The organism is Flavobacterium sandaracinum, from assembly GCF_004349135.1.
Classification (GTDB): Bacteria; Bacteroidota; Bacteroidia; order Flavobacteriales; family Flavobacteriaceae; genus Flavobacterium; species Flavobacterium sandaracinum.
Window position 1 is genome coordinate 25,195 of sequence record NZ_SMFN01000021.1, and the last position, 14,350, is coordinate 39,544.

The window sequence follows — 14,350 nt, forward strand, 5'->3', positions numbered from 1 at the left end:
ACCTTCATAATTTCGTAACTAATAAATTGTAATTAGTATTTGCAATATCCTAAAGAAACAAAAATTATTGCTAAAAATTTAATATTACTCAATAAGTTTAGCACCATTTTTAAATCTTGAATACTCTATTAATACTATTTTTCCATTGTTTTCTTGTTTAAATATTCTTTGGATTGAATCTGTTTTTTGAAATAATTCATATCCATTCTTAAAAATTTCCGTACAAATTATTAGTCTATTTAGTCGGTCATATTTTAATTTTCCATTTGAATATTGAGTATCTTTTTTTGTTTCAAAATGAAGTTTTTGGGATTTTATGACATATCCAACTAAAAATTCTCCATCATTACGGTCATGAAAACTTTTTATAGTCTCAACCATCCCCTCATAGTCTCCTGTATTAACCCTCTCAGTTTTTACTTTATATTTGAAATTACCAATTTTTTCATAGGAAGTGCAACTAAAAAAAAGCATACAATAATTAAAAAAAATATGTTTTTCATAGTATTTAATTATTTTGGTTTATTGCTTTAACTCCCAAAAATATATTTCAGCAGCCCCCGCTGGCGGGAGAGTCTGGGAATAGTAAATCTATTAATTTATTCTTCGAGTAAGTAGTACGTTTTCCATTTTAAATACGTTCCATCATTTAGTTTATGAATTATATATACGCTATTAGTGGATTGATAGCTGTTATTTTGGAATTCTTTTAGTGTTATATAATTTAATCCCTTTAAAGTCTTAAGCTTCTCTGGTTTTATTCCTTTAGGAGAGAAAACGGTAGAGCTGTAAAGAGAGAATATAAATGTAGGGATGCCAAGACTGGTCGCAAGACCATTTTTAGACTTTCTAATCCCTTCTTCTCTTTCATACTTAGTTTTATAGCCCTTTAAGTAAAAGTTAAACTGAGCTTTTGTCATTGATTTATTTATGCAAAAATTTGCTACAGACTTATCATTTAAATTGATAAATACTGTAGTGTTTAATTGATTCTCGGCCTCTTGGGAAAATGACATACAAAAACATCCAAAACAAATAAGGATAATTAATTTTTTGATTATTGGCATTGCGGATTTGAATTTTGAAAATTAATAATTAGGTCGATAATTTTCTGCGCTGAGTTTGAGATAAATTTTTCCAAGCCCTCCGCTCTACCGAGTATCATGATTTCGTATTTATTTAAACCATTCTTGCTAAGTGAACTTACTAAAATTCTCCCGACTTTTTCTGAAAAAGTATTAATATTTAAGTGATCAATGGGAGTATCAGGAATGTATTTTAAATAGCCTACTTTTTCAGTAGTTGCATTTTGTGTAATCACATAAAACATAAAATAAGGGTTTTTTGTAGTATAACTATTCAATAATAGGAGGTATGTAGTGTATTCGTCTCTCTTGACTATTTTAGTAAAATATACTTCAAAAGAAAGCTAAATACACTAGAACAAACCTCAATAATATTATTCATTAAGAATTATCACGAGCGGGACGCTCGCGTCAGCAGGGGTTAATAACGTTCAAGTAAAATTAATAGGTTATATGAATTACTTCCCATTTTAAATAGCATCCTTCCTCGGACTTGTATATAAAATACATAGGATAGCCTTGAGGAAATAATTTATCTCGAAATTGTTTCAAGGTCAAAATATCAATACCTTCTAATGAATTTATTTTCATTGGTTTATTAAGACTAATAAAGCTTCCAGTAAAACTGGGTATTCCCGCACTATTACGTTCTCGTGGGTCATTATAATAATCATTCGTTGCTTTATCTCTTGCTACTTTTGTTTGGTATTTTTCGACATAAATACTGAAGCGGGCCTCTGTTGAATCCCTATTAACGTATATTTTGTTTATTGCTTTATCTTTTAAATCAAAAAAAAACATTAATTTCCTTTTTTTCTACCCCGTTTTGTGATGAACATGAAACAGTAAATAATAATAGTAATATACTTTTTATTTTTTTTAGTGCTATTGACATTTCGGATTGTTTTTTATAAAGTTTTTATAAATTTCTAAAATTCTCACTCTTTCTGCTTGAGGAGTAGCTACCCATGCTGCTGTGTATTTTTAGTTTAATGTATTCGTTTCCCATTTTAAATATTTACCATCCTTTAATTTATGAATTATATATGTTGGAGAAGTTGTTTTGTAGTTATTTTCTCTAAATTGTTTAACCGTAATGTAGTCAATACAATCTAAGGATTTTAATTTCTCTGGTTTTATATCAAAAACATAAAAACCAATCGAAAAACGTGGCAAACCAGCACTGTTTTCCTCAATGAGATTTTTATAATGTTCATTCATAGCTTTATCTCTGGATTTCTTTGTTTGATATTCTATTATATGTATATTAAAAAAGGCAGTAGTGGTGTCTTTATCAATATAATATTCTTTTAAGGCTTTATCATTAATATCTAAAAAAATCGTTATTTTCTGTTGATTTGATTTTTGTGCAAAAGAAATGCAGCAGAAGCTTAATAATAGAAGGGCTGTTTTTACTGACATGGTGTGTTGTTTTCTATAAAATCAAAATAAATTTTTAAAATTTTCACTCTTTCCACTTGAGGAATAGCCGCCCAAGCTGCTGTAGGTTGCGGTGGTAAGCCTGTAAGTGGATTTGGCTCACCCTCACCCATAAGCCCTATCCAAGCCAAAGCGTTGTAAACATCCTCACTTTGTGAACTGTCGAATTGTTTCATAACGTCTGTTATTATGTTACGCGAAAGTTGTGCCATATATTCATGCTGTGGCTCTGAAGGAGACTCTCCAAGTGGTATTTCATATCTATACATCATATAATAATGAGCAATTTTTTCTTCATTATTCTTAATACTTTCAATAAAATCAGATGACCACGGGATTTCTCCTTTTCCCGAGAGTATTAACAATTTTCTATAAGTTTCAGCATGAATCATTTCATGAATAAAAGTTATTGCTATGTTTAATGGGGGTGTATTTAACTTATTGGGATTAAATTTAATTTCAATTAATGAATTTATTGGCTTGTAGGTTACGGCGCCTGCAAGAGAATATTGTGTATCTACTCCTACACTTAACTTTAAGTCAACTACGGAAAAATCCGAATCATATTCTTTTAAATAATTATTAAAAGTAGGTGCCTTACCTAATTTTTCATAAACTTCATTTAAACAAGGGTTGTCTTTAAATGATTTATCAACAATTACTTTGTATGTTAAATCAACATCACTACCTTCTTTTATTGAGTTAATTGCTTCAATAGCAAACGCTTTACTTTCATCGCTCCACACATTGTCTATTTGATATTGGATAATTTGATTGTATGAATTAGGGTTGTCAATAGCCCATTGTTGCTGCTGCAAAGAAAGACTATTATAAAAAATGCCAGTATTTTTTATATCAAAACTATTTTCGGCACTCAATATAGGGATTGTAATATATTGTTGGTAATTTTCAGTATTGGTATCGTCTGTTGGATAATCACTATTGTCGTAGCCACCACCACCTCCTGTACCGTAGGGATCGCCAAAACCACCATCACTTCCTGTTGAACCACTTGTTCCATTACTTCCTGTTGAACCACTTGTTCCACCACCACCAGTACTACCACATGCATCAGGTGTTAATACTTTAACTGGTCTAGAGGGTTGAAACTTGACACGACGCACCAGGTAAATGATGTTGTGTACTACCTTGATAGGGCGCTGAACACCATAATTGATCAACATATACGAAACATTCTGATTCTGTGGTTCGGTTCTGTGGTTTGTTATTATTAAATTTAGCCGCTTTTTCTAAACGATTCATTTGAATTTCACCTTCAAAATTTAATAATTGATCTTCTGATAATATAATATTATTAGGTGTATATTTTAAAATGTATGCTTTTGGATTAGTATTAATTTCTTCTTGTATAACTAAATTTTCAAAACTTAAATTATCAGTAGCATTATTTCTTTTTATTGCCATTGTATAAGAAATAATATTATTTAATTTTATTTTTTTTACATTGTCGTTAGTAATGATAAAATCGTTTTGTTTTTTGAATGCATTTTTTTTTGTAATCAAATTTCCACCTACTTTTTCAACTAAGTTTTTAAATTTAGAATCTTTTACCAAAAGTTCTTCAAATTTCATTTCAGTAATCGTTGCTTTACCATTTGAAAAATTACTATTTTCCTCATATAAATCTTCACTACAACTAAGTAAAATTAAAACTAAGCCAAGAAGAACTGACCTACATGAATAGTTTTCCAGTTGTTTGTTTGTTTGTTTTCATTTTTTGGTTAATTAATATTTAATAAAAATAGGATTTATTTTATAAGTTACAATACCCACTTTTAGTGATATTTACAAAAAAACAAAAAACCCGTCCTATTACAATAACGGGACGGGTTTCAAATATAAGTTAAGATGATTTTACACCTTCATGATTTCGGCTTCTTTTACTACCAAGAGTTCATCTATTTTACGGATAAATGTATTGGTTAGATTTTGCACTTCATCTTCGGCAGATTTGCAAATGTCCTCTGAAGTACCGTCTTTCTCTAATTTTTTGATTTCGGTATTAGCATCTTTACGAGCATTTCGAATACCTACTTTAGCGTCTTCAGCTTCAACTTTGGCTTGTTTTGCTAGATCGCGTCTTCTTTCCTCTGTCAATGCGGGAACGCTAATGATAATTACATCACCATTGTTCATTGGATTAAAACCAATGTTTGCAATCATAATTGCTTTTTCAATGACTTGCAGCATGTTTTTTTCAAAAGGCTGTAAAGTAATGGTTCTAGCATCTGGAACACTAATTTTTGAAACTTGAGAAAGCGGTGTTGCAGATCCGTAATAATCTACAAAAACACTTCCAAGCATGGCTGGAGATGCTTTTCCGGCACGAATATTCAAAAATTCTTTTTCTAAATGCGCAATAGAACCCGTCATAGATTCTTTAGTACTGTCTAATATAAATTCAATTTCTTCGGTCATAATTTCTTAATATTCAGTGTTCGGTATTCAGTGTTCAGTTTTACTGTATTGTGAACACTGAAAAGTTTATTTATACGTTTACTACAGTTCCTATGTTTTCTCCTGCACAAATTTTCAATAGATTTCCAACTTTGTTCATGTCAAAAACTACGATTGGTAATTTGTTTTCCTGGCTCAAGGTAAATGCAGTGGTATCCATTACATTCAATCCTTTTTTAAGCACATCATCAAAGGTGATCGTATCAAATTTAATTGCAGCTGCATTTTTTTCCGGATCACAATCATACACTCCATCCACACGAGTTCCTTTTAGGATTACATTAGCATTGATTTCTATGCCTCGTAAAACAGCAGCGGTATCCGTTGTAAAATAGGGATTTCCTGTACCTGCGCCAAAAATCACAATTCTTCCTTTTTCAAGATGACGATCTGCTCTTCTTTTGATATAAGGCTCTGCGATGGACTCCATTTTTAATGCGGTTTGCAAACGGGTTTTCATCCCTTTTTCTTCCAATGCTCCTTGTAATGCCATTCCATTGATAACAGTGGCCAGCATTCCCATGTAATCGCCTTGCACACGATCCATTCCTGCACTGGCTCCGGCAACTCCTCTAAAAATATTTCCACCACCTATAACAATGGCAATTTCTACTCCTTTATCATGAATTTGCTTGATTTCGTCAGCATATTCAGCCAATCTTTTTGGGTCAATTCCGTATTGCAAGTCGCCCATTAAAGCTTCGCCACTTAGTTTCAGAAGAATTCTTTTGTATTTCATGTGTGTGTTGAGTTGATTGGTGCAAATATAGAATATTCTTTTTTTCTAATATAATGTTGCTTAAATTTTATAAAGTAAGTTTTTCGTGTGATTTTTTTGCGGCTTCATAGCCAATGTTGAAAACGGCATTCATTTTTACTTTGCTAGTTTCAAAGGTGCTGTATAAACACAAATCCTTAGGCTCTATAACCCAATCACAAATGTTAAATTTATGCCTATTTGAATTTGCCGAAAGAATATCAAAAGCTCGAGTAGTAACTGCCTTGATAGAATTGAGATCTTTGGCTTCAATTTTTTGAATTGGACTCACATAAACCCCTATTACCGTTTCACATTGTCCTTGTAAAATATCAGTAGGAAAATGATTTAGGATGCCACCATCACTGTAAATATTGCCCTCTATTTCATACGGGGATAAAATTCCAGGAAAGGCTGATGAGGCTAAAATTGCATCAACAATTTTTGTGCTTGGACTAAATATTTTTAGTTTCCCCCGAATCATATCCGTAGCTGTTATTTGAATAGGGATTTTTAAATCGCCTAAAACGGCATCCTTGAAAATACTGTGAAAATAACTTCGAAAGGATTCAGAATCAATTAATCCTGCTTTTTTGAACGTTAAATGCTTCCAATGAAAAAGATAAATGGATTTGAAAAATTCTAAAATTTCTTCCGGACTTTGTCCCCAAGCATATAATGCACCAACAATGGATCCCGCACTCGTGCCTGCTATTTGCGAAGGCTTAATATTTTGTTCTTCTAAAAATTTTATAACTCCAGCGTGTGCTAAACCTTTAGAGCCCCCGCCAGAAAGTACCAATCCTATCGACTTTGTTTTTAAATCCATTGTAACTATTTGTTATAAAATTACTCTTTTTGACCAATTGAATGTGATGTTTGTTAGGTTTAAAATTCAAATTTATGGTAACTTTGTTAAAAACAAAATATTCATTATGAAAATTCCAATAGCTAAAGCATTGTTTAATAGTCATTCCTATTTAGAATATAGAAAATTAATTGCCGATTTATTGCTTGAAAAAAAATCAACCGGAAACGAACAATCAGAGGATTTAACCCATTATAGTGAGTTGAATGAAACCCGAATGAACCGTTTAGACAAAACGATTAAAATAACAGACGAAACCGCATCTAAACTAAAGGCGTTAAACGGAGAATACATTTGGTTGATAATTTCTGAAGGTTGGTGCGGTGACGCTGCACAATTGCTGCCTATCATGAATATGATGGCAGTGGAATCTGGTAAAATAGAATTGAGAATTGTACTGCGGGACGAAAACGAAGAGTTGATGAATTTATTTTTAACTAATAACAAAAAAGCAATTCCAATACTAGTATTTTTAGACAAAGAAACAGGAAGTGCTTTAGGAAAGTGGGGTCCAAGACCGCAAGCTGCAGTAGAATTGGTCGCGGATTATAAAAAAGAATTTGGAGTTATTGATGAAACACTAAAAACCAATTTGCAACTTTGGTATTTGCATGATAAAGGTTTAACTACGCAAAAAGAATTGTTGGGTGCAATGCTAGAATTAGATGCACAAAATGAAAGCTAAATTTATTTCTTAAGTTTAAAAAAACATAATTTTTGTCTGGAACGAGAATTAATTTGATGCTTCAAATCCAAATCCATTACAGGTTTTCTTGAATTTAATTTTTTATATATAAAAAATTTCGTAAATTGCTATTTGCTAGACAAGTATATTATTTATTTTCTTTTTTTAGGTGGTTGACGATTGTTTAACAATTAAAAAACATCATTATGAAAAATTTATTTGAAAGGGTTTATGACTATTTATCGTACTTGCTATTTGGAGGTAAGGATGTAGCTAATTATTAGCAAAAAAAATACAATAGCCCATTAGACAAAAAAGTATGGTTTAAAACTACTTTAATTTTTTTAGAAAAAACACATCGCAAGTTCAATCACAGGAGTTGTCATGTGTTTTTGCTTTTTGAAGACTATTTTAGCTCAAAAAGTAATTAAAGAAAGTCCGAAACTGATGCTTCCGGTATCTTTTTGATTATTAATAGGAATCGCGTAATGGCTTAGTTCAATAAATATAATCAGATCGTCAGGTGTTTGAACACCCAAACTTATTTTTTTATAATCTCCCATTAAATCCCCTCGGCCTAGCGCCATTGCTTTTCCTAAACCTAGTTGTAATGCAATTCGAGTGTCCTCACTAATTTTTGGACTTAATTTTAGATTTGCGAAAACGGGAACAATAACTAATTTATCAGCCCATTTCCAGTCTATTCCAGAATTGATTCCCAAAGCAATCCATTTGTTGTAATGCAATCCATAGCCTATTTTAGTGTTCAGTCCATCGGGTAGGAACCAAGAGTTGTTTTTGTTTTCATTTGGATTTGTTTCCCCACGTTCCGGATTTCCTTTAATAGGGAGGGCTACATCAAATTGAATGTAGGTAAATTTTTTATTTTGAGAAAAAGCAGAAAAAGTAAATAAGAATGCTAATAGGATTAAAAGTCTCAAAACATTAATCATTGGTCACTAAATTCTCCTCGAATGTTTCAGCAGCTATAGCTTCATTTACGTCGTAATCTCCAATTTTGGTTCGGCGTAAAACAGTTAAGTGTGAACCGGAATGCATCGCTTTTCCAAAATCAAAAGCAAGGGAACGAATGTAGGTTCCTTTGCTGCAAACGACTCTGAAATCAATTTCAGGAAGCGCGATTCGAGTGATTTCAAATTCGTGAATGGTTGTTTTTCGGGTCGCAATTTCAATAGTTTCTCCTGCTCTGGCATGTTCATACAAGCGAACGCCATCTTTTTTTATAGCCGAATAAATAGGTGGTTTTTGATCGATTTCGCCCAGAAATTGCTTGACAGTTTCATGAATTAAAGCTTCATCAATATGATCTGTTGGAAAAGTTTGGTCTATCTCCGTTTCTAAGTCATACGATGGCGTTGTGGCTCCAATATAAAATGTTCCGGTGTATTCTTTGGCTTGACCCTGAAGTTCGGTGATTCTTTTGGTAAATTTCCCAGTACAAACCAATAACAATCCAGTTGCCAAAGGATCCAAAGTTCCAGCGTGACCAATCTTGAATTTTTTAGGCAGATTCAGTTTGGTAATTAATGCCCATTTCAATTTATTCACCGCCTGAAATGAAGTCCAATTTAAGGGTTTGTCAATGAGTAAAATTTGTCCGTTTTGGTAATCTTCGGCTGTCTTCAAAAGGATTTATTTAAAGTATGAAAAGTAGATCAATAAAAAGATTCCTACTATTATTCGGTACCAACCCCAAGGTTTGAAACCGTATTTTTTGATGATTTCAATGAAGAATTTAATCGCGATAATGGCAACGATAAAAGCAACAACGTTTCCTATCAAGAACAATTGTATGTTCTCGTTTGATTTTAAAATCAATTCGTAGCCTTTCATTTGTGACGTTTCGTAGGTTTTTAAGAATACCGAGTAACACGTTACTGCCATCATTGTTGGCACGGCCAAAAAGAAAGAGAATTCGGCTGCTGCATGACGCGTTAATCCTTGTTGCATTCCCCCAATGATTGAGGCAGCGGAACGACTTGTTCCCGGCATCATTGCTAAACATTGCCAAAAACCAATAATTACTGCTTTCTTTACAGTGATGTCTTCTTCTTTGATAACTGTTGGGTTTTGAAACCGACTGTCGATAAAAAGTAAAATAACGCCACCTAAAATTAATACTATCGCAATGGGGATTGGATCTCCAAGAACGGCTTCAATTTTATCATCGAATAATTTTCCTAAAACCAATGCTGGAATTACGGCATAAACTAATTTAAGATAAAAACTGAAGGCAACACTTTTGGAAGAGAAGTCGAAAAATTTCTTCCAATACAAAACGACAACCGCCAAAATGGCTCCAAATTGAATAGAAACCTGAAAAAGCTTTACGAAATCATCTTCTTGAATTCCAAAATAAGAACTCATGAAAATCATGTGAGCGGTCGAGGAAACGGGAAGATATTCGGTTAATCCTTCAATAATAGCAATTAAAAAAGCTTGTAATGTATTCATTATATAGTGATCAGTATTCTGTTTTTAGTATTCAGTTGATATAGTTTGCTTTGTAGTGCAACTTATTACTCATCACTGTTTGCTATTTTTTTAGGATTCTTGAGAATGGCATATATAGTTATTCCAAAACCGATTAAAACGGTTGTTGGCGCCAATCGAATTCTTCTAAAATTGAAGATGTCTTCACTAAATACATTAGGATCGTCACTTCCTCCGCCTGACATTAGAATAAATCCCAAGGCAATGACTCCGATCCCAATTAATAAGATTTTGTAATTTATTTTATCAAAAAGAAATTCTGGTTGCTGTTCGTTGTTTTTCATTTATGCTGAATTTAGTTCAGCATCTAAAAATGCCGAATGATAATGAGTTTATATTAATCAACTAATAAATACTAGTAAAGATCGTCTGTTCTTAAATTCAAGAAACGCTGTGTTGCAAAGTACGTGCTTAACCAAGTTATGACAACGCCAATTCCTAAAACACCCAATAGCACCAAGCCAATCATAGCTTTATCTTCTAAAATACCAAGATTTGGAAAGCTGGTTTCAACATAAATCAAAACACCAATTAATGCTAAAACAGCCATAAACGCTCCAATCATTCCTAATTTGATGCTTCGCATTACAAAAGGTTTTCTGATAAAGGCTTTGGTAGCTCCTACCATTTGCATGGTTTTGATGATAAATCGGTTCGAATGTATCGATAAACGCAGCGAACTATTGATTAGTAATACGGCAATCACAGCAAGGAATCCGCTGATTATTAAAATCCACATACTCACTTTTTTGATGTTGTCGTTCACTAAATTCACTAATTGTTTGTCATAAACAATATCCGAAATCATAGCGTTTTTGCGCAAGCCAGCTTCAATTTTTGTGATGCTGTCTTTCACTACGTAATCACCTTTTAAATGAATGTCATAAGAGTTTTGCAATGGGTTTTCACCGAGAAACTCCATGAAATCCTCACCAATAATATCGGTATGTTCTTTAGCAGCAGCTTCTTTGGTAACGTACTTGTATGATTTTACAAAAGGACTTACTTTTATTTGGGTACCAAAAGCTTTCACAATACTGTCATTGGCTTCGTTCTTGAAAAAAACCGTCATGGCAATATTTTCTTTAAAATCGTTGGCTAATTTTTTAGAATTTATAATGAAAAGTCCCAATATTCCCAATAGAAATAAAACTAAGAATACACTTAGCACTACTGAAAAATAAGAGGAAATTAACCGGCGTTTTTGAAAATTATCAAAGGAAGAACTCATAGTTTATTGAAATTATTGGGTAAAAATAATAAAGAATTTCTTTAATTGAAGTTAATAACGTTCAAAGTTTCAACTTTCGTACAATAAACGTAAATTTGGCACCTGAAAATAATCATTTTCAGAAAAAATGATGCAACAAGTAATTCTGTTGCTCTGAATCCTAAATTAAGACTTGAGTAGGCAACAGCATGACTCCATAAAGAAATAAAGTAGAATGAAATACAATCCGAACGAAATAGAAGCCAAATGGCAGAAATATTGGTTAGAAAACGAAACCTTCAAAGCCGAAAACAACTCAACAAAACCTAAGTATTACGTACTTGATATGTTTCCTTATCCATCTGGAGCGGGTTTGCACGTAGGGCATCCGCTGGGATATATTGCCTCTGATGTGTATTCAAGATACAAAAGACACCAAGGTTTTAATGTGTTGCACCCAATGGGCTATGACAGTTTTGGGTTGCCTGCGGAACAATATGCGATACAAACAGGTCAGCGTCCGGAAGATACAACTTCGGTAAATATTGACGGAGGAACGGATAAAGAAGGAAATAAAATTGCTGGATACAGAAAACAATTGGACAAAATTGGATTCTCTTTCGATTGGAGTAGAGAAGTCCGCACTTCAAATCCCGATTATTACAAGCATACACAATGGATTTTTATCCAATTATTCAATTCTTGGTACAATAAAAACAGCGATAAAGCCGAAGATATTTCGACTTTAGTTTCCATTTTTTCAACAGGAGGAAATGCAAATGTAAACGCAGTTTGCGATGAAAATATCGAAGTTTTTTCAGCAAATGACTGGAACGCTTTCGCAAAAGAGACTCAAGAGAAAATTTTGTTGCAATATAGATTGACGTACTTAGCAGAGACTGAGGTGAACTGGTGTCCGGGTTTAGGAACAGTTTTGGCTAATGACGAAATCGTAAATGGCGTTTCGGAACGTGGCGGTTTTACAGTGGTGCGCAAGAAAATGACCCAATGGAGCATGCGAATTTCGGCTTATGCAGAACGTTTGTTGCAAGGTTTGAATGATATCGACTGGAGCGAAAGCATCAAGGAAAGTCAAAGAAACTGGATTGGAAAATCCGTAGGTGCTACCGTAGAATTTAACGTTCAAAATTCGGAAGCTAAAATTGCGGTTTTTACAACAAGACCTGATACTATTTTCGGAGTTACGTTCATGACATTGGCTCCAGAACATGAATTAGTTTCACAAATTACGACTGCAGAACAAAAAGCAGAAGTGAATGCCTATATAGAAAAAACATCAAAACGTTCCGAAAGAGAACGTATGGCCGATGTAAAAACCATTTCGGGTGTATTTACGGGAGCGTATGCGGAACATCCGTTTACGAAAGAACCAATTCCGGTTTGGATTGGCGATTATGTTCTAGCAGGTTATGGAACAGGCGCAGTTATGGCAGTTCCTTGCGGTGATGAAAGAGATTATGCTTTTGCTAATTTCTTTAAAGGGCAACAAGGTATGTCTGAAATCAAGAATATTTTTGATAAAGATATATCCGAAGCTGCTTTTGGAGCCAAAGAAGGATTTCAATTAGTAGATTCTGATTTTCTAAATGGATTAGATTACAAAAAAGGAACTCAAAAAGTTATTACCGAATTAGAAAAATTAAACCAAGGAAAAGGAAAGACGAATTACCGTTTGCGTGATGCCGTTTTCTCTCGCCAAAGATATTGGGGAGAACCATTTCCGGTATATTATGTGAATGGCTTGCCACAAATGATTGATACTCAATACTTGCCAATCATTCTGCCAGAAGTAGAGAAATACTTGCCAACTGAAGACGGTTTGCCACCTTTAGGAAATGCAACAATTTGGGCTTGGGACACCGAAAACAATGAAGTTATCAATACAGATTTAGTAGATAATAATACCGTTTTTCCTTTAGAATTGAACACTATGCCGGGTTGGGCGGGAAGTTCTTGGTATTGGATGCGTTATATGGATGCGCACAATGAGAGTGAATTTGCAAGCAAAGACGCTTTGGCGTATTGGGAAAGCGTGGATTTATATATTGGTGGAAGTGAACACGCAACAGGCCACTTATTGTATTCTCGTTTTTGGAATAAATTCTTAAAAGATAAAGGTTTTGCACCAACCGAAGAACCGTTCAAGAAATTGATCAATCAAGGGATGATTTTGGGGGAAAGTGCATTTGTTTATATTGTTTTATTACGCTCAAAAACAACTTTAAGTAATTCATTTTTAAGTGATAATGATTCGGATAGTGATGATTTAGAAAATTTATTAAAAGCATCTACAGCACCGAAATCTCTTATAATAAGTGAAGAAATATATAATGATATAAAAATTGATAATCGTAATGATTTAGTTGATGAATGGATCAAAAATAATACTTCGGGATTAAATAATATTCAAATTCATTATTCTGGTGAAGGAGTAATTAAAACAAGTGTTGATATTTCTCTATTAATTGGAAATTCTAATATTATTGATAAAGAAAAACTTAGAAATTGGATGCCACAATATAGAGGAATTCCTTTTCTTGAGGAAGATGAAGATTATATTGTTAAAAGAGAAGTCGAAAAAATGTCGAAATCTAAATACAATGTCGTAACTCCGGATGATATTTGTAATGAATACGGAGCAGATACGTTGCGTTTGTACGAAATGTTTTTAGGACCATTGGAACAAGCAAAACCTTGGAACACAGCCGGAATTTCGGGAGTTTTTGGTTTCTTGAAAAAACTGTGTCGTTTGTATTTTGATGATAACGGTTTGATTGTTACAGACGAGCAACCAACCAAAGACAACTTGAAATCATTACACAAAACAATCAAAAAAGTAGCCGAAGATATTGAAGGGTTTTCTTTTAATACATCGGTTTCTCAATTTATGATTTGTGTAAATGAATTATCCGCTCAAAACTGTCATTCTCGTGCTATCTTGGAACCTTTGGCTATTGTGATTTCGCCGTATGCGCCACACATCGCCGAAGAATTATGGTCGATGTTAGGAAATACAGGTTCGATTGCAACTGTTCCATTCCCTGTTTTTGAAGCTAAGTATTTAGTGGAAAGCGAAAAGGAATATCCAGTTTCTTTCAATGGAAAAATGCGTTTTACACTGGTTTTACCTTTGGATTTAACCAAGGAGCAAATCGAAGAAATTGTTATGAAGGACGAAAGAACCATCAAACAATTAGAAGGAAGAACGCCTAATAAGGTAATTATTGTTCCAGGTAAAATTATCAATTTAGTGGGGTAAATATCCAATATTGCAATAATCATATTAATCCAA

17 protein-coding genes are annotated in these 14,350 nt (G+C 33.3%); 2 read left to right on the top strand and 15 right to left on the bottom strand.

Going from position 1 to position 14,350, the window contains the following annotated elements:
- Window positions 1-84: 84 nt before the first annotated feature.
- The 10 genes from E0F91_RS14625 to E0F91_RS14670 form a co-directional block, all read right to left on the bottom strand.
- Window positions 85-474 (bottom strand): hypothetical protein, encoded by a 390-nt coding sequence (locus E0F91_RS14625; RefSeq protein ID WP_132067193.1) that lies wholly within the window; start codon window positions 472-474, stop codon window positions 85-87.
- Between the two features lie 125 nt (window positions 475-599).
- Window positions 600-1,067, bottom strand: a complete 468-nt coding sequence (locus E0F91_RS14630) for a hypothetical protein (RefSeq protein WP_132067194.1) — start codon at window positions 1,065-1,067, stop codon at window positions 600-602.
- Window positions 1,058-1,330, bottom strand: a complete 273-nt coding sequence (locus tag E0F91_RS14635; protein ID WP_132067195.1) for a hypothetical protein — start codon at window positions 1,328-1,330, stop codon at window positions 1,058-1,060. Before E0F91_RS14635 ends, E0F91_RS14630 begins: the two co-directional genes overlap by 10 nt.
- A gap of 196 nt (window positions 1,331-1,526) precedes the next feature.
- Window positions 1,527-1,886 carry a hypothetical protein gene (locus E0F91_RS14640; RefSeq protein WP_132067196.1) on the bottom strand — a complete coding sequence of 120 codons (360 nt, stop codon included), beginning with the start codon at window positions 1,884-1,886 and terminating at the stop codon, window positions 1,527-1,529.
- A 183-nt stretch (window positions 1,887-2,069) separates the two neighbouring features.
- A complete protein-coding gene (locus E0F91_RS14645; RefSeq protein ID WP_132067197.1) occupies window positions 2,070-2,507 on the bottom strand; it encodes a hypothetical protein in 438 nt (145 codons plus the stop codon).
- Window positions 2,498-3,649, bottom strand: coding sequence for a hypothetical protein (locus E0F91_RS14650; protein ID WP_132067198.1), 1,152 nt, complete (start codon window positions 3,647-3,649; stop codon window positions 2,498-2,500). The genes E0F91_RS14645 and E0F91_RS14650 overlap by 10 nt, the downstream gene beginning before the upstream one ends.
- A complete protein-coding gene (locus tag E0F91_RS14655) occupies window positions 3,621-4,118 on the bottom strand; it encodes a hypothetical protein (protein WP_132067199.1) in 498 nt (165 codons plus the stop codon). Before E0F91_RS14655 ends, E0F91_RS14650 begins: the two co-directional genes overlap by 29 nt.
- A 282-nt stretch (window positions 4,119-4,400) precedes the next feature.
- Window positions 4,401-4,964 (bottom strand): ribosome recycling factor, encoded by a 564-nt coding sequence (frr, locus tag E0F91_RS14660; protein WP_066075279.1) that lies wholly within the window; start codon window positions 4,962-4,964, stop codon window positions 4,401-4,403.
- 70 nt (window positions 4,965-5,034) lie between these two features.
- Complete coding sequence (pyrH, locus tag E0F91_RS14665; protein ID WP_066075277.1) at window positions 5,035-5,742, bottom strand: UMP kinase; 708 nt, start codon at window positions 5,740-5,742, stop codon at window positions 5,035-5,037.
- Window positions 5,743-5,809: 67 nt separating this feature from the next.
- Window positions 5,810-6,589 (bottom strand): patatin-like phospholipase family protein, encoded by a 780-nt coding sequence (locus E0F91_RS14670; protein ID WP_073352592.1) that lies wholly within the window; start codon window positions 6,587-6,589, stop codon window positions 5,810-5,812.
- Window positions 6,590-6,695: 106 nt separating this feature from the next.
- Here E0F91_RS14670 and E0F91_RS14675 point away from each other — a divergent pair, with 106 nt between their 5' ends.
- Window positions 6,696-7,313, top strand: coding sequence for a thioredoxin family protein (locus tag E0F91_RS14675; protein ID WP_132067200.1), 618 nt, complete (start codon window positions 6,696-6,698; stop codon window positions 7,311-7,313).
- Window positions 7,314-7,729: 416 nt separating this feature from the next.
- On the opposite strand, the gene E0F91_RS14680 is transcribed toward E0F91_RS14675, so the two are convergent.
- The 5 genes from E0F91_RS14680 to E0F91_RS14700 form a co-directional block, all read right to left on the bottom strand.
- Complete coding sequence (locus tag E0F91_RS14680; protein ID WP_243698914.1) at window positions 7,730-8,254, bottom strand: hypothetical protein; 525 nt, start codon at window positions 8,252-8,254, stop codon at window positions 7,730-7,732.
- A 4-nt stretch (window positions 8,255-8,258) separates the two neighbouring features.
- Window positions 8,259-8,960: a tRNA pseudouridine(55) synthase TruB gene (truB, locus tag E0F91_RS14685; RefSeq protein WP_132067201.1), complete on the bottom strand. Its 702-nt coding sequence runs from the start codon at window positions 8,958-8,960 to the stop codon at window positions 8,259-8,261.
- Between the two features lie 6 nt (window positions 8,961-8,966).
- A complete protein-coding gene (locus E0F91_RS14690) occupies window positions 8,967-9,788 on the bottom strand; it encodes an undecaprenyl-diphosphate phosphatase (protein ID WP_132067202.1) in 822 nt (273 codons plus the stop codon).
- Between the two features lie 65 nt (window positions 9,789-9,853).
- Window positions 9,854-10,111 carry a DUF3098 domain-containing protein gene (locus tag E0F91_RS14695; RefSeq protein ID WP_132067203.1) on the bottom strand — a complete coding sequence of 86 codons (258 nt, stop codon included), beginning with the start codon at window positions 10,109-10,111 and terminating at the stop codon, window positions 9,854-9,856.
- 71 nt (window positions 10,112-10,182) lie between these two features.
- Window positions 10,183-11,058, bottom strand: a complete 876-nt coding sequence (locus E0F91_RS14700) for a cell division protein FtsX (protein WP_132067204.1) — start codon at window positions 11,056-11,058, stop codon at window positions 10,183-10,185.
- Window positions 11,059-11,272: 214 nt separating this feature from the next.
- Here E0F91_RS14700 and E0F91_RS14705 point away from each other — a divergent pair, with 214 nt between their 5' ends.
- Complete coding sequence (locus E0F91_RS14705) at window positions 11,273-14,317, top strand: leucine--tRNA ligase (protein ID WP_132067205.1); 3,045 nt, start codon at window positions 11,273-11,275, stop codon at window positions 14,315-14,317.
- Window positions 14,318-14,350 lie beyond the last annotated feature (33 nt).

What these genes read in the sequence shown, in the direction of transcription:
- E0F91_RS14625 (WP_132067193.1), bottom strand. Translation starts at nt 474, where the DNA reads ATGCTTTTTTTTAGTTGCACTTCCTATGAAAAAATTGGTAATTTCAAA.
- E0F91_RS14630 (WP_132067194.1), bottom strand. Translation starts at nt 1,067, where the DNA reads ATGCCAATAATCAAAAAATTAATTATCCTTATTTGTTTTGGATGTTTT.
- E0F91_RS14635 (WP_132067195.1), bottom strand. Translation starts at nt 1,330, where the DNA reads ATGTTTTATGTGATTACACAAAATGCAACTACTGAAAAAGTAGGCTAT.
- E0F91_RS14640 (WP_132067196.1), bottom strand. Translation starts at nt 1,886, where the DNA reads ATGTTTTTTTTTGATTTAAAAGATAAAGCAATAAACAAAATATACGTT.
- E0F91_RS14645 (WP_132067197.1), bottom strand. Translation starts at nt 2,507, where the DNA reads ATGTCAGTAAAAACAGCCCTTCTATTATTAAGCTTCTGCTGCATTTCT.
- E0F91_RS14655 (WP_132067199.1), bottom strand. Translation starts at nt 4,118, where the DNA reads ATGAAATTTGAAGAACTTTTGGTAAAAGATTCTAAATTTAAAAACTTA.
- frr (WP_066075279.1), bottom strand. Translation starts at nt 4,964, where the DNA reads ATGACCGAAGAAATTGAATTTATATTAGACAGTACTAAAGAATCTATG.
- pyrH (WP_066075277.1), bottom strand. Translation starts at nt 5,742, where the DNA reads ATGAAATACAAAAGAATTCTTCTGAAACTAAGTGGCGAAGCTTTAATG.
- E0F91_RS14670 (WP_073352592.1), bottom strand. Translation starts at nt 6,589, where the DNA reads ATGGATTTAAAAACAAAGTCGATAGGATTGGTACTTTCTGGCGGGGGC.
- E0F91_RS14675 (WP_132067200.1), top strand. Translation starts at nt 6,696, where the DNA reads ATGAAAATTCCAATAGCTAAAGCATTGTTTAATAGTCATTCCTATTTA.
- E0F91_RS14690 (WP_132067202.1), bottom strand. Translation starts at nt 9,788, where the DNA reads ATGAATACATTACAAGCTTTTTTAATTGCTATTATTGAAGGATTAACC.
- E0F91_RS14695 (WP_132067203.1), bottom strand. Translation starts at nt 10,111, where the DNA reads ATGAAAAACAACGAACAGCAACCAGAATTTCTTTTTGATAAAATAAAT.
- E0F91_RS14700 (WP_132067204.1), bottom strand. Translation starts at nt 11,058, where the DNA reads ATGAGTTCTTCCTTTGATAATTTTCAAAAACGCCGGTTAATTTCCTCT.
- E0F91_RS14705 (WP_132067205.1), top strand. Translation starts at nt 11,273, where the DNA reads ATGAAATACAATCCGAACGAAATAGAAGCCAAATGGCAGAAATATTGG.